Origin of the sequence: Streptomyces sp. NPDC047043 (assembly GCF_040644055.1) — a bacterium.
GTDB lineage: Bacteria > Actinomycetota > Actinomycetes > Streptomycetales > Streptomycetaceae > Streptomyces.
Genome location: NZ_JBEYVO010000008.1, coordinates 192191 through 212529 on the forward strand (window position 1 = coordinate 192191; position 20339 = coordinate 212529).

Annotated in this window: 22 protein-coding genes; 12 read left to right on the forward strand and 10 right to left on the reverse strand. The window is 71.0% G+C overall.

What is annotated here, in order from left to right; genetic code table 11:
• Nucleotides 1–94: 94 nt before the first annotated feature.
• Together ABZ880_RS14700 and ABZ880_RS14705 are read left to right on the forward strand one after the other, a co-directional pair.
• Nucleotides 95–760 (forward strand): SDR family NAD(P)-dependent oxidoreductase, encoded by a 666-nt coding sequence (locus ABZ880_RS14700; RefSeq protein ID WP_361261441.1) that lies wholly within the window; start codon nucleotides 95–97, stop codon nucleotides 758–760.
• Nucleotides 761–870: 110 nt separating this feature from the next.
• Nucleotides 871–1833, forward strand: a complete 963-nt coding sequence (locus ABZ880_RS14705; RefSeq protein WP_361261444.1) for a hypothetical protein — start codon at nucleotides 871–873, stop codon at nucleotides 1831–1833.
• A 49-nt stretch (nucleotides 1834–1882) separates the two neighbouring features.
• Here the strand turns inward: ABZ880_RS14705 and ABZ880_RS14710 are convergent, their stop codons facing one another.
• Both ABZ880_RS14710 and ABZ880_RS14715 read right to left on the reverse strand, forming a co-directional pair.
• Nucleotides 1883–2797 carry a class I SAM-dependent methyltransferase gene (locus ABZ880_RS14710; RefSeq protein ID WP_361261447.1) on the reverse strand — a complete coding sequence of 305 codons (915 nt, stop codon included), beginning with the start codon at nucleotides 2795–2797 and terminating at the stop codon, nucleotides 1883–1885.
• 63 nt (nucleotides 2798–2860) lie between these two features.
• Entirely contained in the window at nucleotides 2861–3973 is a 1113-nt protein-coding gene (locus ABZ880_RS14715; RefSeq protein WP_361261450.1) for a sodium-dependent transporter, read from the reverse strand.
• 268 nt (nucleotides 3974–4241) lie between these two features.
• Here ABZ880_RS14715 and ABZ880_RS14720 point away from each other — a divergent pair, with 268 nt between their 5' ends.
• Both ABZ880_RS14720 and ABZ880_RS14725 read left to right on the forward strand, forming a co-directional pair.
• Complete coding sequence (locus ABZ880_RS14720) at nucleotides 4242–4634, forward strand: VOC family protein (protein WP_361261452.1); 393 nt, start codon at nucleotides 4242–4244, stop codon at nucleotides 4632–4634.
• Between the two features lie 35 nt (nucleotides 4635–4669).
• On the forward strand, nucleotides 4670–5740 hold the full coding sequence (locus ABZ880_RS14725) for an adenosine deaminase (RefSeq protein WP_361261455.1): 1071 nt from the start codon (nucleotides 4670–4672) through the stop codon (nucleotides 5738–5740).
• Here ABZ880_RS14725 and ABZ880_RS14730 read toward each other — a convergent pair.
• Nucleotides 5722–6237, reverse strand: coding sequence for a DUF664 domain-containing protein (locus ABZ880_RS14730; protein WP_361261458.1), 516 nt, complete (start codon nucleotides 6235–6237; stop codon nucleotides 5722–5724). The two genes, ABZ880_RS14725 and ABZ880_RS14730, sit on opposite strands and share 19 nt — an antisense overlap.
• Nucleotides 6238–6254: 17 nt before the next feature.
• A complete protein-coding gene (locus tag ABZ880_RS14735; RefSeq protein WP_361261461.1) occupies nucleotides 6255–7148 on the reverse strand; it encodes a LysR substrate-binding domain-containing protein in 894 nt (297 codons plus the stop codon).
• Nucleotides 7149–7283: 135 nt separating this feature from the next.
• On the opposite strand from ABZ880_RS14735, the gene mgrA reads away from it, so the two are divergent.
• On the forward strand, nucleotides 7284–8276 hold the full coding sequence (gene mgrA / locus ABZ880_RS14740) for an L-glyceraldehyde 3-phosphate reductase (RefSeq protein ID WP_361261464.1): 993 nt from the start codon (nucleotides 7284–7286) through the stop codon (nucleotides 8274–8276).
• Here the strand turns inward: mgrA and ABZ880_RS14745 are convergent.
• Nucleotides 8263–9249 carry an oxidoreductase gene (locus ABZ880_RS14745; RefSeq protein WP_361261467.1) on the reverse strand — a complete coding sequence of 329 codons (987 nt, stop codon included), beginning with the start codon at nucleotides 9247–9249 and terminating at the stop codon, nucleotides 8263–8265. The genes mgrA and ABZ880_RS14745 overlap by 14 nt on opposite strands.
• 102 nt (nucleotides 9250–9351) lie before the next feature.
• On the opposite strand from ABZ880_RS14745, the gene ABZ880_RS14750 reads away from it, so the two are divergent.
• Entirely contained in the window at nucleotides 9352–10275 is a 924-nt protein-coding gene (locus ABZ880_RS14750) for an AraC family transcriptional regulator (RefSeq protein WP_361261469.1), read from the forward strand.
• On the opposite strand, the gene ABZ880_RS14755 is transcribed toward ABZ880_RS14750, so the two are convergent.
• Both ABZ880_RS14755 and ABZ880_RS14760 read right to left on the reverse strand, forming a co-directional pair.
• Complete coding sequence (locus ABZ880_RS14755) at nucleotides 10265–10552, reverse strand: DUF1905 domain-containing protein (RefSeq protein WP_361261472.1); 288 nt, start codon at nucleotides 10550–10552, stop codon at nucleotides 10265–10267. The two genes, ABZ880_RS14750 and ABZ880_RS14755, sit on opposite strands and share 11 nt — an antisense overlap.
• A 76-nt stretch (nucleotides 10553–10628) precedes the next feature.
• Complete coding sequence (locus tag ABZ880_RS14760; RefSeq protein ID WP_361261475.1) at nucleotides 10629–11012, reverse strand: nuclear transport factor 2 family protein; 384 nt, start codon at nucleotides 11010–11012, stop codon at nucleotides 10629–10631.
• A gap of 349 nt (nucleotides 11013–11361) precedes the next feature.
• On the opposite strand from ABZ880_RS14760, the gene ABZ880_RS14765 reads away from it, so the two are divergent.
• From ABZ880_RS14765 to ABZ880_RS14780, 4 genes are read left to right on the forward strand one after another with little or no spacing between them, the layout of a single operon-like run.
• On the forward strand, nucleotides 11362–11772 hold the full coding sequence (locus tag ABZ880_RS14765) for a hypothetical protein (RefSeq protein WP_361261477.1): 411 nt from the start codon (nucleotides 11362–11364) through the stop codon (nucleotides 11770–11772).
• A 58-nt stretch (nucleotides 11773–11830) separates the two neighbouring features.
• The gene (locus ABZ880_RS14770) at nucleotides 11831–14176 is read left to right on the forward strand and encodes an FHA domain-containing protein (RefSeq protein WP_361261480.1); all 2346 of its coding nucleotides are present in this window, start codon (nucleotides 11831–11833) and stop codon (nucleotides 14174–14176) included.
• An 8-nt stretch (nucleotides 14177–14184) separates the two neighbouring features.
• Nucleotides 14185–14730, forward strand: coding sequence for a hypothetical protein (locus ABZ880_RS14775; RefSeq protein WP_361261483.1), 546 nt, complete (start codon nucleotides 14185–14187; stop codon nucleotides 14728–14730).
• Nucleotides 14720–15721: a serine/threonine-protein kinase gene (locus tag ABZ880_RS14780; protein ID WP_361261486.1), complete on the forward strand. Its 1002-nt coding sequence runs from the start codon at nucleotides 14720–14722 to the stop codon at nucleotides 15719–15721. Before ABZ880_RS14775 ends, ABZ880_RS14780 begins: the two co-directional genes overlap by 11 nt.
• Here the strand turns inward: ABZ880_RS14780 and ABZ880_RS14785 are convergent.
• Complete coding sequence (locus ABZ880_RS14785; protein ID WP_361261488.1) at nucleotides 15696–16112, reverse strand: nuclear transport factor 2 family protein; 417 nt, start codon at nucleotides 16110–16112, stop codon at nucleotides 15696–15698. The two genes, ABZ880_RS14780 and ABZ880_RS14785, sit on opposite strands and share 26 nt — an antisense overlap.
• A 68-nt stretch (nucleotides 16113–16180) precedes the next feature.
• Complete coding sequence (locus tag ABZ880_RS14790) at nucleotides 16181–17458, reverse strand: streptophobe family protein (RefSeq protein ID WP_361261491.1); 1278 nt, start codon at nucleotides 17456–17458, stop codon at nucleotides 16181–16183.
• A 162-nt stretch (nucleotides 17459–17620) separates the two neighbouring features.
• On the opposite strand from ABZ880_RS14790, the gene ABZ880_RS14795 reads away from it, so the two are divergent.
• Together ABZ880_RS14795 and ABZ880_RS14800 are read left to right on the forward strand one after the other, a co-directional pair.
• Nucleotides 17621–18805, forward strand: a complete 1185-nt coding sequence (locus ABZ880_RS14795; protein WP_361261494.1) for a DUF6777 domain-containing protein — start codon at nucleotides 17621–17623, stop codon at nucleotides 18803–18805.
• A gap of 104 nt (nucleotides 18806–18909) precedes the next feature.
• The gene (locus ABZ880_RS14800) at nucleotides 18910–19365 is read left to right on the forward strand and encodes an ATP-binding protein (RefSeq protein WP_361261497.1); all 456 of its coding nucleotides are present in this window, start codon (nucleotides 18910–18912) and stop codon (nucleotides 19363–19365) included.
• 51 nt (nucleotides 19366–19416) lie between these two features.
• Here ABZ880_RS14800 and ABZ880_RS14805 read toward each other — a convergent pair whose 3' ends face one another.
• Nucleotides 19417–20301, reverse strand: coding sequence for an RNA polymerase sigma factor SigF (locus tag ABZ880_RS14805; protein ID WP_361261499.1), 885 nt, complete (start codon nucleotides 20299–20301; stop codon nucleotides 19417–19419).
• Nucleotides 20302–20339: the final 38 nt, after the last annotated feature.

Sequence of the window (20339 nt, forward strand, 5' to 3'; positions counted from 1 at the left end):
ACGATCTCCATCGTGCTGCCGGTCGTCGTCACGGCGACCGCGCCGACGCTCGAGCCCGCCCCACCGAAGTGACCGTCCGGACAAAGGAAAAGCCATGACCACCATCGCCGTCATCGGAGCCGGACCGGGCCTCGGCGCCGCAGTCGCCCGCCGCTTCGGCCGTGAGGGCTTCGACGTGGCGCTCGTCTCCCGCAACCACCAGCGGACGAACGCGCTCGCCGCCGACCTCGCCGACGCGGGCATCACGGCACGCGGCTTCGCGGCCGACGTACGCGATCCGAAGTCCCTCGCGGCCGCCCTCGACGCGGCGCACACGGAACTCGGACCGATCGAGGTCCTGCAGTACAGCCCGGTCCCGCAGCGGGAGTTCATGCTTCCTGTGCTGGAGACCACCCACGCCGACCTCGCCGGACCGATCGAGTTCTCCGTCTACGGCCCGGTCGCGGCTGTCCAGCAGGTGCTGCCCGGCATGCGTGCCCTCGGCCGCGGCACCATCCTCTTCGTCAACGGCGGCACCGCGGTCGTGCCGCACCCCGATCGCGCCGGCACCTCCATCGCCTTCGCCGCGGAGAGCGCGTACGGCCATCTGCTGCACGACACGCTGGCCGACGAGAGCATCCACGTCGGGCAGTTGGTCATCCCCGGCGCGATCATCCCGGGCCACCACAGGAAGGACCCGGCCGTCCTCGCCGGCACCCTGTGGGAGATGCACCGCGACCGGCACGGCTTCCGGCACTTCGCCGACGACCTCGATTCCTGACGGCAGATCAGGAGGCCGGTACGAGGGAGCCGGTACCTGTGATGCGGCTGTGACCCGGAACTATGGCCTCCACCACAGTCGGCGGCGCCGGGCCCTGGTGAGCTGGCCCGATGCGCAGAGCAGCCACCCCCCTCTTACCGGTCCTCGCCTCGGCACTGGCCCTCGCAGCGTGCGGCGGGCAGACCGACCCGCCCGCCTCCGACGGGCGGCCCACCTCGTCCGACGACCCCCGCTTCCTGCCGCTGGCCGCGTACGACAAGCACGACGACGGCCGTACGGTCTCGAGGGCCCGGTGGACGCTCGCCAAGGAGTGCATGGTCCGTCTCGGGTTCGACACCCTCAAGAGCCTCGACGTCGACCCCGCACCCGCCTGGCCCGAACGTCCCGCCGGGACGGGTGTGGTGATGATGGTCATGTACGCCGACGACGAGTTCCGTTACGGCGTCCAGGATCCCGAGCAGGCCGCGCGCTACGGCTATCAGGCCGCGCGGATCCGGTTCGAGCGCCGTTACCCGAAGAAGAAGTGGACCCTGTCCCAATACCTCGCGCTCACCGGCGAGTTCGTCGGCAACGACCACAAGACCGTGCACGGCCACCGCATCCCGGAACGCGGCTGCCTCGGCGAGGCCGACCGCGCGATCTACGGGACCAACCCCCAGGACCGAAGGAACCCGGTCCTGGAGTTGGAGAGCAAGAGCATCGAGCAGGGCAAGAAGGATCCCGTCTGGAAGAAGGCCGACAAGGCGTGGGCCGCCTGTATGCGGAAAGCGGGCTTCCACTACGCCACCCCGCAAGACGCCCAGAACGGCGACGACCGCCGTAACCAGGAGCTTCAGGATCGATTGAACGGGTCACGGCACGACCCGAACGAGCCCACCGCCGTGGAGAAGAAGACCGCGACCGCCGACGCCCGCTGCAAGCAGCAGACCGGCTACGTCCGCACCGTGCACGCGATCGACGTACGCATCCAGAACCAGCTCATCAACAAGAACCGAACCAAGCTGGAAAAACAGCGCAGTTGGAATGACGACGCGGTGCGGAGAGCTCAGGACATCCTCGACGACCGGTCGTGAGGGGCGCCTCACGACCGGTACGGAATGTGAGGCCCGGCCCCGGCAGGCCCTACGCCCGCTTCGCGCGCGTCCGGCGGATCGCGCGGGTGACGATCGGGGGCAGCAGGTCCACGGCGATGCGGCGGGAGCGGGGACGGGGGCGGCGGACTGAGGGGACGGCAGCCGGTGCCGGGGATGTCCGGGGCTGCGGTTCCGGCGCCGAGTAGTACCGGGAGTGCGGGAAGGGCGGCGGCTGCATGCCCTTGGCGCGGGCGCGGACCAGTCGGTGTCCTGCGGCCTGCTGGACGCTCAGGCCGCAGTCCGTACGGCTCCTGAGCATCGCCAGCAGCTCCTCCTGGACGGGCTCCGGATCGCCCCAAGTGCCGTACAGCTTCTGGGTGCTGAGACATATCGGCCGCAGCCCGCGGTTGAGCACGGCCTCCCAGGTGGCGACCGAGACGCCGGGAGTGTGCTCGGAACGGAAGTCGTCGAGGACGACTATGCCGTCGGGCTGCAGGATGTCGTGGGCCGCACCGATGTCGTCGTGGACGTGCTCGTACAGATGCGACGCGTCGATGTGGACGAAGCGGCAGCTGCCCGGGCCCACCTCCTTGGAGATCACGGACGTCGGGGCCTCGATCACCCGGGGCAGGGTGTCGTGGAAGGAGAGGTAGTTCCGCTCGAAGGCCTGCCGGGTGAGCGAGGAGTACGACTTCGCGGTCTCGGCCCGGTTGGCCCCGTCCGGCGCCTCGCCGCCGAACAGGTCGCAGACCGTGAACTCCTCGCCCTCCTGCCGGTGTTGACCGAGCAGGATCGCGCTCTTGCCCATGTACGCGCCGAGTTCCAGCAGGTCACCCCCGACCCCGCCGGTCTCCTGCCGCTCCAGGAACCAGGTGAACAGGACCTGGTCCAACGGCGGAAACCAGCCGGGAACGTCTTTGAGCTCGCCGGGGTTCTTGTTGTCGATTGCCTGTGCGGTCGCCATGAGGCCAGTCTGCTCACTGGGCATCGAAGAAACTGTCTTCCTCTTGAACGTCCAGTGAACAGCTCACCGAGGCCGGGATCTGTCCGCCTCCGCCTCTCCCTCCCACGGGCCGAACCCCCGCACGACCCGCCCGGCCGCCACCTTCTGCAGCAGTCCGTAGGCCAGCACCGGCAGCAGGATCTGCGGCCGGTCGGGCAGCGCCGTCGTGATCAGCACGGCACTGGCACTGCTGTTGTTCATCCCGCAGGCCAGCGTCACGGACGCGCCCGCTCTCGCGTCCAGCCGCAGGGCATGCGCGGCGACGCGGCCGAGGGTGAAGGACAGCCCGCACACGGTTGCGGCGACGGCGAGCGCGGCAGCCAGCAGCAGCGGACGCGGATGCCGGAGGAAGGGGCCGAGGGCCCCGCTGGCGTTGACGTACGTCAGAAGCAGCGAAGCCGGGAGTGCCGTGGCGACGGCGGTCTCCAGGAGCCCTGCCGATGCATGCCGGGGCAGAAGCAGCCGACACAGCATGCCCGCACCGCAGGGCAGCACCACCGATGTGAGCGCGAACGCGTACCCGGCACTGTGCTCCGCCTCGGCCACCCGGCTCGCGTAACCGCCGTGCAGCAGTGGACAGAGGGCGGCCAGGGTGAGCGGCACCGTCAGCGGGCTGACCAGGGTGGAGGCGAGGACCAGCCCGAGGGCCGTCGGCTGGTCGCCGTCCCCCTTGGCGGTCCACACCGTCGCCCCGGCCGCCACCGGCATCGCGACGATCAGGATCACCGCGGCGACCATGCCGCTGCCGCCGTCCTGATCGGGGGACTGGCGCAGCGCGAAGGCGACCCCCGGCACGATCAGCAGTGGTGCGCCGACGTGCAGCACAAGCCCGGCGACGAGCGCGACCGGGCGCCGCAGCAGCAGCCGCAGCTCACGCAACGGCACCTGGAGCCCGGCGCTGAACAGCACCAGCGCGAGCAGCAACTGCGGTGTCCGCAAGGACAGTTCGCCAAGACCGGGAATGCCGAACCCGTGCGGGCGCCGCAGCCACAGGCCCGGACCGGGCAGCAGTACCGCGGCGGCGTAGGCCAGGGCGATCGCCGGGCCGAGGCGGCGGCGCAGCAGGTCGTGTGCGCGAGCGTGCCGCGCTCGGCGTGGCTGGTGATCGGCGGTCGTCTTCGGGGGTCGGGGACACATGGCGGCGCTCTTCCGTCGTGGGGCAGGGGCACGGGCGGAGACGGGACGCCGGTATCGCGAAAGGGTCGACCGGGACGGTCGGGAGGGTGAGGGTGCGATGCCCTGTCGTCATCTTGAAAGCCCCTTTCGCAGTCGACGGACTACATCCATGTAGACCGTCTACTGAACTGTAGACGACGGCTCTGACAGTGCGATCCGAGAGCCGACTGGCATCCTCGGGGTTTTACGTATAACCTCTCCGGTCAACCACCCCCTCCGAGAGGCCCCGATGAGACGTATCGCCCTGGTCACCCTCGTCGTCGACGACTATGACGAGGCGATCCGCTTCTACACCGAGGCCCTCGGATTCCGGCTGGCCGAGGACGCACCGCGCCCGGACGGCTCCCGCTGGGTCGTCGTCGAGCCGGGCACCGAAGGGCAGGGCTCCGCCCTGCTGCTCGCCCGGGCCAAGGGCGAGGCGCAGCGCGGCCGGGTCGGGGACCAGACCGGCGGGCGCGTCGGCTTCTTCCTGCACACCGACGACTTCGCCCGCGACCACGCCCGCATGCTCGGCGCGGGCGTGACCTTCCTGGAGGAGCCCCGCCACGAGCCGTACGGCTCGGTCGCCGTCTTCCAGGACCTGTACGGCAACCGCTGGGACCTGCTCCAGCCCGCCACCTGATCCCGCCCACCCGAACCGCCGAGGAACGACCGCACATGAGCTCTACGCGCATAGACACCGACTCTCTCCGCCGGCTTCCCAAGGCCGTCCTGCACGACCACCTCGACGGCGGTCTGCGCCCCGCCACCGTGGTGGAGCTCGCTGAAGCGGTCGGCCACACCCTGCCCACCACCGACCCGGACGAGCTCGCCGCCTGGTACTTCGAGGCCGCCAACTCCGGTGACCTGGTGCGCTACATCGCCACCTTCGAGCACACCCTCGCCGTGATGCAGACCCGCGAGGGCCTCCTGCGCACCGCCGAGGAGTACGTCCTCGACCTGGCCGCCGACGGTGTCGTGTACGGCGAGGTGCGCTACGCCCCCGAGCTGAACACCAGCGGCGGGCTGACGCTCGCCGAGGTCGTCGAGACCGTCCAGGAAGGCCTCGCGGCCGGCATGGCGAAGGCGGCGGCCGCCGGAACCCCGGTGCGCGTCGGCACCCTGCTGTGCGGGATGCGGATGTTCGACCGTGTCCGTGAGGCCGCCGACCTGGCCGTCGCCTTCCGGGACGCCGGAGTCGTCGGCTTCGACATCGCCGGCGCCGAGGACGGCTTCCCGCCCGCCGACCACCTGGACGCCTTCGAGCACCTGCGCCGCGAGAGTGTGCCGTTCACCATCCACGCCGGCGAGGCGCACGGCCTGCCCAGCATCCACCAGGCCCTTCAGGTGTGCGGCGCCCAGCGCATCGGACACGGCGTGCGCATCACCGACGACATCGTCGACGGCAAGCTCGGCCGGCTCGCGGGCTGGGTCCGCGACCGCCGTATCGCGCTGGAGATGTGCCCGACCTCCAACCTCCAGACGGGCGCGGCGACTTCGATCGCCGAGCACCCGATCACGGCCCTGAAGGACCTCGGCTTCCGGGTCACCCTCAACACCGACAACCGGCTGGTGTCGGGCACGACGATGACCCGTGAGATGTCCCTGCTGGTGGAGCAGGCGGGCTGGACGGTCGAGGACCTGCGCACCGTCACGGTGAACGCCCTCAAGAGCGCGTTCATCCCCTTCGACGAGCGCAAGGCCCTCATCGAGGACCTCGTCCTGCCGGGCTACGAAGCCGCGCTCTGAAACAGCCCCCGCAGGTAGGCGGCCTGGCCGATGTGCTCGAGATCGTCGGCCAGGACGCTGACCAGCCGTACGCCCAGGCTGACCGGCGGATCCCAGCGTTCGTCGACGATGCGCTCGAGGTCCTTGGCGGCCAACTCGCGCAGGACGCCGAGGCTCTGGGCGTGCACGGCGTCGTAGTAGCCGGTCAGCAGGTCGGGGGAGTCGACCCGTACCTTGGCGACCTTCGCGGAATTGTGCCCGTACCCGGTGTCGTGGCGCGGGAGGTCCAGGCCGAAGCGTTTCTCCCAGTCCTGCGTGAGCCACACCTGGTCGAGCCCGAAGGCGTCGGCGACGTGGTCGTCCTGAACCCGGGTGAGGTGCCAGACCAGCCAGGCGATGGAGTTGGCGGCTTCGGAGGGGCGGGCGTGGAGGTCGTCGGGACCGAGGCCCTCGACGGCTGCGTGGACTTCTTCCTGGATGCGGTTGAACCCGTCGATGAGGATGTCCTTGGCATGCATGCATCCACCATCGCGCATTACGGTCCCTCGTGCGTCCCCTGCTCCAGAAGCGCCATCAGCGCCCGGGCCGCGGGGCTGGTCGCCTGGGGCGGCGGCAGCAGGGCCACCGTCTCGTAGACCGTCTCGCCGGTGCCCTTCACGGGCAGGGCCGTCAGCGCCTCGCGCTTGTGCCGGAAGTGCCGGGGGACGACCGCGATGCCGAGGTTCTCGTCCACCAGGTCCAGCAGGCTGTGCACGTCGTTCACCTCCAGCGCGACGGTGCGCCGTACGCCCGCCGCGGCGAAGGCCGTGTCGGTGGTGCGCCGCGGCCCCCAGTCCGGGTGGAAGTCGACGAACACCTCGCCGCCGAGGTCGTCCGGCGTGACGGCCGCGCCGCCGGTCGCCAGGCGATGGGTGGGGTGGCACAGCACGGTCATCGGCTCGCCGGTCAGCGACACCGAGCGCAGCTGGTCGGTGTCCGCCTGCGTGCGGTAGGCGAAGGCCAGGTCCAGACGCCCGGCCGCGACCTCCTCCGCCAAGGCGCCCGAGCCGGCCTGCCGCAGCCGTATCTCCACATCCGGATGGCGGCGCCGGAACGCGGCGAGCAACCCCGCCACGTGCACCCCCGCGATGCACTGCTCCGTGCCCAGCGCGAGCGTCCCGCGCAGCACGCCCTGCACGGCCGCGACCGCCTCGTGCGCCGACCGCACCTGCGCGAGGATCCGCTCCGCCTCGCCCAGCAGCGCCCGCCCGGCCTCCGTGAGGGTCACCCGGCGAGTGGTGCGGACGAACAGCGGGGTCTGCAACTCCCGCTCCAGCGCCCGGATCGAGGCCGACAGACCCGACTGGGACACCATCAGCCGTTCCGCGGCCCGGGTGAAGTGCTGGTCCTCGGCGACCGCGACGAAGTGCTGGAGATGGCGCAGTTCCATGATTGAGAAGCCTATCCGCTTAGTTCCATCGGATTCTCCTGTTGGACCACTGCCCGCAGGTCACGAAAGAGTGGGTACTGGTTTCCCAGAGTTCCCGGAATCCGTGATTCGTGTGCCAACCCCTCTGGAGTCGCGTTGTACACCGCACACCCCGACCGCTACGCGGACATGCCCTACCGCCGCACCGGACGCAGCGGCCTCAAGCTCCCCGCGCTCTCGCTCGGCCTGTGGCACAACTTCGGTCCCGACCGCCCGGTCGAGACCCAGCGGGCCATCCTGCGCCGCGCCTTCGACCTCGGCGTCAACCATTTCGACCTGGCCAACAACTACGGTCCGCCGCCCGGCGCCGCAGAGTCCGCGCTCGGTGCGGCGCTGAAGGCGGACTTCGCCGGCTACCGCGACGAGCTGGTGATCTCCACCAAGGCCGGCTACCTCATGTGGCCCGGCCCGTACGGCGAATGGGGCTCCCGCAAGTACCTGCTGTCCTCGCTCGACCAGAGCCTTGCGCGCATGGGCCTGGACTACGTCGACATCTTCTACTCGCACCGCCCCGACCCGGAGACTCCCCTGGAGGAGACGATGGGTGCCCTGCACTCGGCGGTCCAGCAGGGCAAGGCGCTCTACGTCGGTGTCTCCAACTACTCGCCCGAGCAGACCCGCGAGGCCGCCCGCATCCTGGGCGAGCTGGGCACCCCCCTCCTCATCCACCAGCCGCGCTACTCGATGCTGGCCCGCGGACCAGAGGAGTCGGGGCTGCTGGACACGCTGGACGAGCTCCAGGTCGGCTCCATCGTCTTCTCCCCGCTGGAGCAGGGCGTGCTGACCGCCCGCTACCTCGACGGCATCCCGGAGGACTCGCGGGCCGCGAGCGACAGCCCGTTCCTGAACTCGGACAGGCTCACCGCGGAACTGGTCGGCAAGCTGCGCGCCCTCGACGAGATCGCCAAGGGCCGCGGCCAGACCCTGGCGCAGCTGGCCCTGGCCTGGGTGCTGCGCGGCGGCCGGGTGACCTCCGCGCTGGTCGGTGCGAGCAGTCCGCAGCAGATCGAGGACAGTGTCGCGGCCACCCGCAACCTGGACTTCGACGCCGACGAGCTCGCCCGCATCGACGCGATCATCCAGCAGTAAGACGCTCGCTGGCCTCCCAGAGGCGGGCCGCCGCCTCTGGGTCCACGGCGTGTGGCAGGACACCCGGCGTCTCCTCGCCCGCGTACCAGGCGGCCTCGGTCTCGGGCGTCACCAGCGGGCTGACGTCACAGTTCTCGCAGTAGACACCGCCGACACCGGAGAGCTGCGGGCTGGTGGCGCACCAGACACTCGTGGCCGCGCCCTGCTGCACCGTCTTCCACTGGCGCTCGGGGTCTCGGATCGGCCTGCCCGCCTCGTCGACCGTGCCGGACGCACGGATGATCTCCGGGTCGACGTGCTTGATCAGGCCCGTGTCGATGATGATGCCCGGGTGCACGGAGAAGGCCCGCACACCGTCCGTCCGCCCGCGCCGGTCCAGTTCGACGGCGAACAGGGCGTTGGCGGTCTTGGACTGGCCGTAGGCGGCGAACGGCTCGTAGGGCCGGTGCTCGAAGTGCAGGTCGTCGAAGTCGACGTCGGCGAAGCGGATGCCTCGCGAGGACACCGCCACCACCCGCGCACCGCCGGCCGCGACCAGCGCCGGCCACAGGCGCGCGACCAGTTGGAAGTGGCCCAGGTGGTTCGTGGCGAACTGCACCTCGTACCCGCGGGCGTCCCGGGTCAGCGGGGTCGCCATGAGCCCGGCGCTGTTGACCAGGATGTGCAGCGGCCGCCCGGAGCCCAGGAACTTCTCCGCGAAGGCGTCGATCGACGCCGGATCCAGCAGGTCCAGGTACTCGGCCTCGGCACCGGGCACGTCCTGGAGAGCCTCCCGGGCCCGCTGAAGATCCCTCGCCGGTACGACGACCTCGGCGCCTGCAGCGCCCAGCACACGGGCCGTCTCCAGACCGATGCCGGAGTAGCCGCCGGTGACGATCGCGACCTTGCCGGTCAGGTCGACGCCCTTGATCACCTCCTCCGCGGTGGACGCGGCGCCGAAGCCGGAGGGGAGCGGGTGCTGTGCGGTGGTCATGGTCGGTGTCTCCTCGAAAGCGATCCGTTCAGGCCACCGTAGGGGCGCGTCTCCGTACGATGAATGCTTGAGAATCCGCATTACTTGCGTGATAGTTCGAGCATGTCCGCCGATCCGCTCTCCGACGCCCTCGCCGTCGCAGGCGCCCGCAGTGTGTTCTCCGGCGGCTTCACGGCGGGTGGGACCTGGGCGATCCGGCTGCGCGGACGCGACAAGCTGAAGGTGAACGCCGTGCTGCGGGGCGGCTGTCTGCTGCTGCGCGAGGGCGGTGGGGAGCCGGTGTCCCTGTCCGAGGGTGACGTGGTCGTCTCGGACGGCAGACAGCCGTACGTGCTGTGCAGTGCGCCGGGCCTCGAACCCGTCGACTCCGACGCCGTGACGATGGAACCCGCGACCCGTATGGCACGGCTCGGCCAGGGTGAGGACGAGGACGTCGCGTGCGTGTCCGGGCACATCGACCTGAGCCGGGACAGCGGCGAACTGCTGCGCCGCGCGCTGCCGGAGCTGATCCACGTTCGGGCCGACGCGGCCGAGGCGCCGGTGCTGCGCTGGCTGACCGGGCAGCTGGTGGGGGAGATGAAGACGCGCCGGGCCGGTGTCGAGTTCGCCTCGGACCAGCTGGCCCAGCTGTTGTTCGTGCAGGTGCTCCGGGTCTGCCTCGCCGAGTCCGAGGGGCTCCCGCCCGGCTGGCTGCGCGCCCTCGCCGACGAACGGCTCGCCCCGGCCCTGCGTCTGATGCACGAGGACCCGGGCCACCCCTGGCAGCTGGCGGAGCTGGCCCGGGCGGCCACGATGTCCCGCACCACCTTCGCCGTACGGTTCAAGGAGGCGGCCGGGGTGCCGCCGCTGACGTATCTGCTCAACTGGCGCATGAGCCTCGCGGCCCGCGCCCTGCGGCAGGACGCGGTGCCCGTCGCGGTGCTCGCCCGTTCCGTCGGCTACACCTCCGAGAGCGCCTTCAGCAACGCCTTCAAGCGCGCCGTCGGTGTCGCGCCCCGCCGCTACCGTGACGCGGTCAGGAGCTGATCCGCTCCTCCAGACGCACGGTCACCGTGTCGCCCTCCGCCTTCCCGATGGCCTTGCGGATCTCGGCCTTCACGGGCAACTTGTGGGTGTCGTTCCCCAGCGCCATGAAGGAACTGCGGAAGGGGTGTCCGTCGATCGTGCCGCGGACCTTGACCAGCCCGCGGGTGCCGAAGAACTCGACGGACCCCGGCCAGACGAGATAGATCCAGCCGCCCTCGTTCGGGCTCTTGCGCAGGACCGCGGTGAACTCCGCGTCCAGCTTGCCGATCGTGGCCATGATGCTTCCTCCGCTCCCGGTGGTCCTTCACTCGGCAGACCGCCGGGAACGGGGAAACTCATCGCGGGACGGGCCGTCATGCCCGCGCGGGCACCCGGTCCAGGAACCCGAGCACGGAGCGGATACGGCCGTCCGCGTCCAGGGTGATCACGTCGGAGCCGGCCACCGGTGCCGAGCCGTCGGCCTCGCTCACCAGCTCCCAGGCGAAGCGCGCCGTGTCGTGGTGGCCCTCCACGGCGCCGCTCTGCCGGAAGGCGAAACCCGGGAACTGCTCGTGGGCCGCCGTGATCACGGCCGCGACCTGGTCGTGGCCGCGGACATCGGCGAGGGGGTCGGTGTAGGAGCCGTCCGCGGTCCACGCGGCGGCCACCGCCTTCGTCAGCTCCTCGGGCTCGCTCGCGTTCCAAGCCTCGAAGTAACGGGCGACGGCGCTCTCGTAACGGTCGGTGTTCGCGGACATGGGCGATCAGCCTCCATCGAGTGGTCATTGCTGGTCAGGACCCGGATTCGCGCTCCGGCGATCCGGTACCGACAACCATGCCCGCGGCTCCGAGCGCGGTCGATTACCCCTCGGGTAATGGCGGCACTCGCAGGGTTTCGGCCAACTCCCCCTGTGAATATGCCAGGAGACTGGCCGGAAAGACGTGGTGACAGTGTTTCAGTAGTGAACATACTCAACACTTAAGGGACTTCACGGCGAGCGAAGACGCCATCACGCACAGCACATGAGCCGCACCGAAAGCACAGCACGTGAGCCGCACTGAAAGCGAGGCCGGCCGACAGGCGAACGAGCAACGGGGGAGCGAAACGTGCACGACGAGTTCTTATGCCATGTCACCGCGTACGGCACCTGCGGGGGCGAACGCATCGGGGTGCCTTTAGGCAGCTACCGGGCCCCCACCCTGGCCCTCGCCCTGTGGTGGCTGCGCGACCGGGCGAACTGGATCGCCGACCGCCTCGACCCGCAGCCCGAGGCCGAGCACTTCCCGCCGAGCTCCCTCGTCCCCGTCGCCGACACCGTGCCCGACGTCCCGGCCGTGCTGCGCTCCTGGTGCGGCGATGTCGCCCAACAGGAGCTGGTGGCCGACGAGTTGGCGGGCGGACGGCTGGTGCGGATCGCCACCAGAGACGAGACCACCGAGTACGAGCTGCTGGCCGAGTCCATCGACGCCCTGCGCATGCAGCGGACCATCCCGGCGCTCGTCCTGCCCGTCGGCTGACCGTCCACATGTCCGCCACGCCGGGCGCGCATGTGGACGTATCGGTAGAATTCACCGCATGGCAGAGCGGCCCGTCGCGCCGACTGCGCCCGCACTCGTCCTGGAGACCGAGACAGGCTCCCTGGTGATGAGTCCGGGCCGCGACTACCACGTCGGACGCGACCCGTTGAGCGACATCGTCATCGACGATGCGAGGGTCTCGTGGCACCACGCGGTGCTGCGGCCCGACGACGACCACTGGCTGATCGAGGACGAGAACAGCACCAACGGCACCTTCACCGACGGCCGCCGCGTCCACGAGTGGGGTGTGGGCCCCGGCAGCGTGATCCGCTTCGGCAACCCGTCCGACGGCCCGCGCGCCGTCCTGGCCGACGTGCCCCCACCGGTCCGGGAGCGCCCCTCGGCGGCGGCGGTTTCCATGCCCGGCCTGACCGGCACCTTTCGGCAGCCCACGAACGTACGGCCGCTGCCCACCCGCACCGTCCGCATCGGCCGCGCGGCCGACAACGACCTGGTCGTCGACGACCTGAGCGTCTCGCGCCGGCACGCCGAACTGCGCGCCCTGCCCGACGGGACGTACGAGATCGCGGATCTCGGCAGCCACAACGGCACGTTCCTCAACGGCTCGCCCGTCACCGTCGCGCCGATCGGCCCCGGCGACATCGTCGGCATCGGCCACTCCGCGTTCTGCCTCGTCGGCGACCAGCTGCAGGAGTACGTCGACACCGGCGAGGTCTCCCTCGACGTGCAGGACCTCACGGTCGCCGTCGACCGCGGCCGCAAGACCCTGCTCGACCACGTCTCCTTCCCGGTGGGGGAGAAGTGCCTGCTCGCGGTGGTCGGCCCGAGCGGCGCCGGCAAGTCCACGCTGCTGAACGCGCTGACCGGGCAGCGACCGGCCGACCACGGCACCGTCCTCTACGACGGCCGCGACCTCTACCGGGACTACGCGGAACTGCGCCAGCGCATCGGCCTGGTCCCGCAGGACGACATCCTGCACGCCCAGCTCACCGTCCGCAGCGCCCTTTCCTACGCCGCCGAACTGCGCTTCCCCGAGGACACCGCGAAGGCCGAGCGGCGCGCCCGGGTCGACGAGGTCATCCGCGAACTGGGCCTGGAGCAGCGCGTCGACCAGCCCGTGCACAGCCTGTCGGGCGGGCAGCGCAAGCGGGTCAGCGTGGCCCTTGAGCTGCTGACCAAGCCGTCCCTGCTCTTCCTCGACGAGCCGACCTCCGGTCTGGACCCCGGCATGGACCGCTCGGTGATGCACATGCTGCGCGGCCTCGCCGACGACGGCCGCACCGTCATCGTGGTCACCCACAGCGTCCTGAGCCTCGACGTGTGCGACCGGCTCCTCGTCCTCGCGCCCGGCGGCAAGGTCGCCTACTACGGGCCGCCCGAGGACGCCCTCGCCTTCTTCGGCTTCGAGCAGTGGCCGGAGGCCTTCGAGTCCTTCGAACGGGACCGCGACCGCGACTGGGCGGGCGACTTCAGCTTCTCGCCCTTCCACCGCGCCTACGTCACCGAGGCCACCGCCCAGCCCCGCGTGCCCCGGTCCGGCCCGGTCGTGATCACCCCGCCGGCCCGGCCGCGCAGCCGTGGCGGGCAGCTCGGCACGCTGATCCGCCGCTACACGACCGCACTGAGCGCGGACCGCACGTTCCTCGCCATCATGATCGCCCTGCCGTTCGTGATGGGCGCCATGGCCCGCGCCCTCGCCGGCAACAAGCTGACACAGGCGACGGCGATGAACGCGCTGCTCATCCTCTGCGTCGGCGGCGTCCTCACCGGAGCGGCCAACGCCGTGCGCGAGCTCGTCAAGGAGCGCACCATCTACCAGCGCGAACGGGCCGTGGGCCTGTCCAGATCGGCGTACCTGATGTCGAAGGTCGTCGTGCTGGGGACGATCACCGTGCTGCAGGCCGTGGTGCTGACCCTGGTCGGGCTGGCAGGCGTCGATCTCAACGCGCCGGGCGGCGAGGGTGTGTTGATGCCGCCCCTTGCCGAAATCACCGTGGCCGTCGCCCTGTTGGCATTCACGGCGATGATGCTCGGCCTGTTGGTGTCGGCGCTGGTGCACAAGGAAGAGGTGACGATGCCGCTGCTGGTGCTGCTCGCCATCGTCCAAGTCGTCTTCTGCGGCGCCCTGCTGAAGCTGCACGGCGTACCCGGCCTGGAGCAGCTGTCCTGGCTGGTGCCCTCCCGGTGGGCGCTCGGCGCGATGGCGGGCACCGTCGGACTGGCCCGCATCGTGCCCGGCGACCTGACCGGTGACCCGCTCTTCAAGCACTCGGCCGGGGTGTGGCTGCTGAACATCGCCATGCTGGTCGTGCTCTCGGCGGTCTTCGGGTTCGCGGTGTCGCGGCTGCTGCGCCGGCACGAACCCGCCGTGATGCGGAAGTAGGAGCGGTGATGACGACCCCCGGCTTCCGCCCCACCCACGTCGTCCCCCAGCACGGCATGCCCGCCTGGGAGGCCCCCGACCCCGCCCGTCCCACCGTGCCCCTCGACCCGCTCCTGCCCGTCCAGCTGGTCGAGCGGCGCGGCGACTGGGGCCACGTCCTGTGCGCCAACGGCTGGTCGGCCTGGGTCGACGGCCGCTTCCTGGTCGCCGTGCCCCAGGACCCGCCCGCCACCGGCGGCCCCGAGGCCCGCACCGCCGACCCCCGCCCCCTGATCGCCCGCACCGAACAGGCCCTGGCCCGCTACCGGACCGCGGTCGAGGAACTCGCCGGCGGCGGCCTGGACGGAGAGTCCTTCCGCGGCCGTACGAAAGGACTGCGCATCGGCGTCGTCGTCGACGGCGAGTCCATGTGGCTCTACGACACCGAGCACGGCCGGTGGGTGTACGGCGACGGGATGCGCCTGAGCACCTACGCCACGGACGACGAACCCCGCGCCGCGGCCGCGGACCCCGGCCACGCGCCCACCCAGGTCGTGACACCCGATGGACCGTGACACCGGCCTCTTCTCCGGCCGCCCCTCGGAACTGATCGGCAGGCAGGTCGCCGGCTACCGCATCGAGCGCGAGATCGGCCGCGGCGGCATGGCCGTCGTCTACCGCGCCCGCGACCTGCGCCTGGACCGCACCGTCGCGCTGAAGCTGCTCGCCCCGGAACTCGCCCGCAACGACACCTTCCGCCTCCGCTTCACCCATGAGTCCCGGGCGGCCGCCGCGATCGACCACCCGCACATCGTGCCGGTGTACGAGGCGGGCGAGACGGACGGCGTCCTGTACATCGCCATGCGTTACGTCGAGGGCAGCGACCTGCGTCATCTCCTCGACCGGCGGGGCCCGTTGGCACCCGCGGTCGCGCTGCGCATCGCCGCGCAGGTCGGCTCCGCGCTGGACGCGGCCCACGAGCACGGGCTGGTCCACCGGGACGTGAAGCCCGGCAACATCCTGGTCGCCCGCGGCACCGACAGCGACCACCCCGAGCACACCTATCTGACGGACTTCGGCCTGACCAAGAAGTCGCTGTCCCTGACCGGCTTCACCACCGTCGGCCAGTTCGTCGGCACGCTCGACTACGTGGCTCCGGAGCAGATCTCCGGCCGACCCGTCGACGGGCGCTGCGACGTCTACGGCTTCGCCTGCGTCGTCTACGAGTCCCTGGCCGGCCGCCCGCCCTTCCGGCGTGACGACGACATGGCTCTGCTGTGGGCCCACCAGTACGACGAGCCGCCCCCGCTGACGGAATTCCGCCCCGACCTCGCGCCCCGGATGGACGCGGTGTTCGCCGAGGCGCTGGCCAAGAGCCCGGACGACCGCCACGACTCGTGCCTGGCCTTCGTGACCGCCCTGCGCGCTGCCGTGACCGGCGAGGCGACCGTCGGCCACCCGCCGACGGAGGTGGACCTGCGGGTCGTGGGGGAGGGGCAGGGGCGGCCGGCACCGCCGCCGCGGTGGGCGGAGCCGGTCTTCACGCCTCCTGACCCAGTCCGCTGAGCGGCACCCGCCGCGCGATCACCTTGCGCCGGCAGATCCGCCAGCCCGCCGCGACGCGCACCAGCTCGTCCTCGTACGTCACCGACCCGCACGAGCCGTCCGCCATGATCCCGAGCCCCTTGGAACGGGCACGCACCCGGTCGTCGGCGGCCTCCTCTATCACCACGTTGGTCACGTGGTGCGCCACGGGGTTCTTCGCGCCCAGCGCCAGCGCCGCCTCCTTGAGGGCGGCGAGCCCGGCGACCTCGCCCTGGCCGAAGTCGGACAGGTCGTAGACGACGTCGGACGTGAACACCTCGTGTGACCGGTCCAGGTCCCCGTCGTCGACCAGGTGGCCGTGCAGTGCGATCAACTCGGTGACCGCCAGGCGGTCTTCGAGAGCCAGCGCCATGTGCTGCCCTTCCCTAGTCCCGGTCGTCAGACAGAGCCTGGGCTGACCGCACACTTCCACGGACGCCATCATCCGTCCCACCTCTTTTCCGTTTCGCCCCGTCGCCGCACCGGCCTGGCCAGCAGCGCGCCGAGCAGACCGGTCACCAGCCCCCACAGCAGCGCGAGGCCCAGCGCGGTCCACACCTGGGGTTTGAGAAACAGGTCACCGGCCAGATCCCCGCCCAGGTCGCCGATCCCGAGCACCGACAGCCCGTAGTGCGCGGAGATCCGGCAGACCAGGCAGATCATGAGCACGGTCAGCGCGAGTGCGACCGCCATGTGCAGGGCGTGCTGCCAGGCGCGTATCCGGGCCGGGGAGCGGGCCGCCAGCAGGAACGCGGCGGCCAGCAGCATGACCGCGGCCGCGACCATGAGCCACCACACCCGGCCGTCGTACTCGGCGAGCGTGCGCAGGTTGAGGGTGGAGACCTCCTTGGTGCGCAGCACCTCGTCCAGCACATGCGGCATCGGCAGCCCGAACGGTCCCTGCACCCTGCCGGTCCAGGTGGCACCGAGGCCGAGCGTGAGCGCCAGCCAGACCAGGTTCGGCATACCCAGCAGGATCACGGCCAGCGTCTCGACCCGGTGGCCCCGGACCAGCGCGACGACCAGGCCGATGACGATGCCCAGAACGACGTACGCCAGTAGCAGGACGACCATGGCGTACGCGGCCGGCCGTACCGACTCCTGAAAGCGCAGCAGGCGTCCCGGCAGCGGCGCCCCCCGCGCGACCAGCAGGGCCAGCACCAGTACTCCGACCAGCCACAGCACACCGAAGAGCAGAGTCAGCGGCACATCGGTCTTGAAGCCGACCTTCGGCGAGACGTCGAACAGGTCGCCGATGTCGCCGATCGTCCCCTCGCCGAGCGAGAGCGTGAAGCTCTGCCGGGCGGCGAAGGCCAGGCCCAGCAGCGCGAGCAGCCACAGCACGGCGAGCCGGGCGGCCCAGCCGGCCAGCTCCGGCGCGCCGGCGACCGCCCGGTGCCGCAGCGGGCGCAGGAAACCGGCGGCGAGCACGAGTGCCCCGACGAGCGTGACGGACAGCGGGATCACGGTGAGACCGGCGTTGGACTTGGCCAGGCCGCCTGCGTTTCCGGACAGTTCGATCGTGCCGCCGACGGCCGTGACGACCGTGGCCGCGACCACGCGCGGGAAGGCCCCGTCCGGAAGATCCGCCGCACCGGCCGCCCACAGTCCCAGCGCGGCGACCACCCCCATGGCGACCAGCGAGGCCAGCACCGCGGCGAGGGCCTGCACCCAGCCATGACGGGAGACGGCCGGGGCGAAGGGGGGTCGCGGACTCACCCTTGCCACGCTAAGCAGCACCCGCGGCCCCCGCCCGCCGGGAGGGCCGTCCGCGTCGGCTTGCGGGCAGCACGGGACCGGAGCACACAATAGGTTCACAAGGCAGGAAAGCGGCAGGAATCGGGGCGAGCCGCAGAAAACACACGTCGGGAAGAAGAGCTCGTGAGCGTCGAACCGCCGTCCTCCGGCCGACCCACAGGACCGCCCTCCGGCCCGCTGTCGGGCCCCTCCCAGCCACCCTCGGGTCCGCCCTCGCAGCCGCCGGGCAGCAGTGGAGGCACGCCGTCGCCGGAGCCCCACCGCCCCTGGTGGAAGTCGGCTCCCCGCGTCGCCGTGCTCACCACCGCGGTGGTCGCCGCCGTGGTCCTCGCCGTCGTGTTCACCCGCTCCGACGGAGGCACGGGCAAGGGCGGCGAGGTCTTCCTGCAGGCCGCCGGCAAGACCGGACCCGAGCCGTTCACCCAGTCCACGGCCACGGAGAGCTCCGCCCCACCGGTTTCCGCCTCCCCGGCCACCGAGTCCGCGCCGGCCAACGCCGTACGCGGCGTCGAAGGCGGGGCGCCCGGACTGTACGGCGGCACCCGCAACGTCTCCAGTTGCGACGTGGAGAAACAGATCAAGACCCTCCAGGCCACCCCCGCCAAGAACAAGGCGTTCGCCTCCGTCGCCGACGTCACCCCCGCCCAGGTCCCCACCTACCTGCGCGCACTCACCCCCGTGCAGCTGCGCATGGACACCCGCGTCACCAACCACGGCTACCGCGACGGCGCCGCCACCAGCTACCAGGCCGTCCTGCAGACCGGCACCGCCGTCCTCGTCGACAGCCACGGCGTGCCCCGCGTGCGCTGCGCCTGCGGCAACCCGCTCACCCCGCCCGTCGCCCTGCAGACCACCCCGAAACGCACCGGCGACTCCTGGCCGGCGTACCGCCCCGCGAACGTCGTCGTGGTCACCCCCGCACCGCGGATCATCAACATCTTCGTCATCTACGACCCCGACCACCACGAGTGGATCGGCCGGCACCGCGGCGACACCGGCCACCACGACCACAAGACCGAGCCGCCGGTGAAGCCCTCCCCGTCGGTCAGCGTGTCCACGCCGACGGCACCGACCTCGCCGTCGTCCAAGTCGCCGCCCCCGTGCGCCTCCTCGCCCGGCGAGAGCTCCAAGACCAGCTGCCCGCCGACGTCGACCGCCCCGTCCACGCCGTCCGCGCCCAGCTCCTCGTCCTCCTCGCCGCCGGATTCCGGATCGAGCTCCTCCGAGCCGGAGACGAGCCAGCCGGAGTCGATCACCACCTCGTCCGCGCTCCAGTCGGAGTCGATCACCACATCACCGGCGCTCTGAGTCGAAGCGGACACATCGGTCCGGACGGGACTGCGCGGCCCGGCTCGGGGTAACAGCACTGATGCAGCAGCGTCCGGCCAGGCCGGCTTCCGAGAGAGAAACGCATGATCGAGCATGTGGGCGGGGCAGTGGTACCGACTGGTTTCGACGTGCCCGTCGAACCGCTGCGGCGGGCGGCGCACTACTCCGGCGAACCCGGATGCATCGCCGAGGCGCGGTCCTTCGCCGCACACTTCGTGGACCAGCTCAGAACCGAGTGGTGCGCCAAGATCGACGACCGGGCCTTGGACGAAGTGCTCCTGGTGGTGAGCGAGCTGGTCACCAACGCGGATCGGCACAGCAACGGGCCGTACATCCTGGAACTCGAGGGCACCGACAGTGCGGTCTCGGTGTGCGTGTACGACAGCAGTGCGGCCCTGCCCCGCCGCTTCCCCAAGGACCCCGAGCGCGTCGGCCGGCACGGTCTGGAGATAGTCCACGTACTGGCCGCCCGGGTCGTCGTCGAGCGGGTGCCGGTGGGCAAGCGGGTGTTCGCAGTGGTGGCGCTGAACGGCGAATGACCGCCGCAGTGGCCTGCGGCGGTCACCCGTGGAGGTGCGCGTGTCTGTCCCTCACGCGCAGCCGAGCTCGCCCAGCATCCCCTCGCGAAGCCGCGCGATGATCCGCTTGATCAGGCGGGACACATGCATCTGCGAGCAGCCGAGCCGTTCGCCGATCTCCGCCTGGGTGGCCTCCTCCACGAACCTCATGTGGATGATCTGCCGGTCGCGCTCGCCGAGTTCGGCCATGAGCGGGGCGAGCGACTGGAAGTCCTCGACGAGCCGCAGCCCGTCCTCCTCCACGCCGATGAAGTCGGCGAGCACCGCCTCGCCGTCCTCCGGGCCGTCGCCGGTCAGCGCTGCGTCCAGGGACGAGGAGTTGTAGCCGTTGGAGGCGATCTGCGCCTCGATCACCTCGCCTTCGGGGATGTTCATCAAGGTGGCGAGCTCGGGCACCGTCGGCTCCCGGTCCAGCCGGCTGGCGAGCTCCTCACGGGCCTTGGCCAGTTCGACGCGCAGCTCCTGCAGCCGGCGCGGTACGTGCACCGCCCAGGTGGTGTCGCGGAAGAACCGCTTGATCTCACCGACGATGTACGGCAGCGCGAACGAGGTGAACTCGACCTCCCGGGCCAGCTCGAAACGGTCGATCGCCTTGATCAGGCCGATCATTCCGGTCTGGACGAGGTCCTCCATCTCGTCGCCGCGCCCCCGGAACCGTCCGGCGGCGAAGCGCACCAGCGAGATGTTCATCTCGATGAGCGTGTTGCGCGCGTACTGGTACTCGTGCGTGCCCTCCTCGAGTTCCGACAGGCGCTGGAAGAACTGGCGGGACAGTTCCCGAGCGTCACGGGGAGCCACGGCTCGCGGTTCCGCGATACCTGGCAGTGGTCCGTTTTCCGTGCCGGTCCCGGCGGTCCCCACGACCTGTGCCTCTGACCGTTCCACGGCGGTGTCCATGTCCTCTCCCGAAGTCACGGTTCGACGTCTGCGTCAAG

Coding starts and splice junctions, on each gene's coding strand:
- ABZ880_RS14700 (WP_361261441.1), top strand. CDS start 95: ATGACCACCATCGCCGTCATCGGAGCCGGACCGGGCCTCGGCGCCGCA.
- ABZ880_RS14705 (WP_361261444.1), top strand. CDS start 871: ATGCGCAGAGCAGCCACCCCCCTCTTACCGGTCCTCGCCTCGGCACTG.
- ABZ880_RS14710 (WP_361261447.1), bottom strand. CDS start 2,797: ATGGCGACCGCACAGGCAATCGACAACAAGAACCCCGGCGAGCTCAAA.
- ABZ880_RS14715 (WP_361261450.1), bottom strand. CDS start 3,973: ATGTGTCCCCGACCCCCGAAGACGACCGCCGATCACCAGCCACGCCGA.
- ABZ880_RS14720 (WP_361261452.1), top strand. CDS start 4,242: ATGAGACGTATCGCCCTGGTCACCCTCGTCGTCGACGACTATGACGAG.
- ABZ880_RS14725 (WP_361261455.1), top strand. CDS start 4,670: ATGAGCTCTACGCGCATAGACACCGACTCTCTCCGCCGGCTTCCCAAG.
- ABZ880_RS14730 (WP_361261458.1), bottom strand. CDS start 6,237: ATGCATGCCAAGGACATCCTCATCGACGGGTTCAACCGCATCCAGGAA.
- ABZ880_RS14735 (WP_361261461.1), bottom strand. CDS start 7,148: ATGGAACTGCGCCATCTCCAGCACTTCGTCGCGGTCGCCGAGGACCAG.
- ABZ880_RS14745 (WP_361261467.1), bottom strand. CDS start 9,249: ATGACCACCGCACAGCACCCGCTCCCCTCCGGCTTCGGCGCCGCGTCC.
- ABZ880_RS14750 (WP_361261469.1), top strand. CDS start 9,352: ATGTCCGCCGATCCGCTCTCCGACGCCCTCGCCGTCGCAGGCGCCCGC.
- ABZ880_RS14755 (WP_361261472.1), bottom strand. CDS start 10,552: ATGGCCACGATCGGCAAGCTGGACGCGGAGTTCACCGCGGTCCTGCGC.
- ABZ880_RS14760 (WP_361261475.1), bottom strand. CDS start 11,012: ATGTCCGCGAACACCGACCGTTACGAGAGCGCCGTCGCCCGTTACTTC.
- ABZ880_RS14770 (WP_361261480.1), top strand. CDS start 11,831: ATGGCAGAGCGGCCCGTCGCGCCGACTGCGCCCGCACTCGTCCTGGAG.
- ABZ880_RS14775 (WP_361261483.1), top strand. CDS start 14,185: ATGACGACCCCCGGCTTCCGCCCCACCCACGTCGTCCCCCAGCACGGC.
- ABZ880_RS14780 (WP_361261486.1), top strand. CDS start 14,720: ATGGACCGTGACACCGGCCTCTTCTCCGGCCGCCCCTCGGAACTGATC.
- ABZ880_RS14785 (WP_361261488.1), bottom strand. CDS start 16,112: ATGGCGCTGGCTCTCGAAGACCGCCTGGCGGTCACCGAGTTGATCGCA.
- ABZ880_RS14800 (WP_361261497.1), top strand. CDS start 18,910: ATGATCGAGCATGTGGGCGGGGCAGTGGTACCGACTGGTTTCGACGTG.
- ABZ880_RS14805 (WP_361261499.1), bottom strand. CDS start 20,301: ATGGACACCGCCGTGGAACGGTCAGAGGCACAGGTCGTGGGGACCGCC.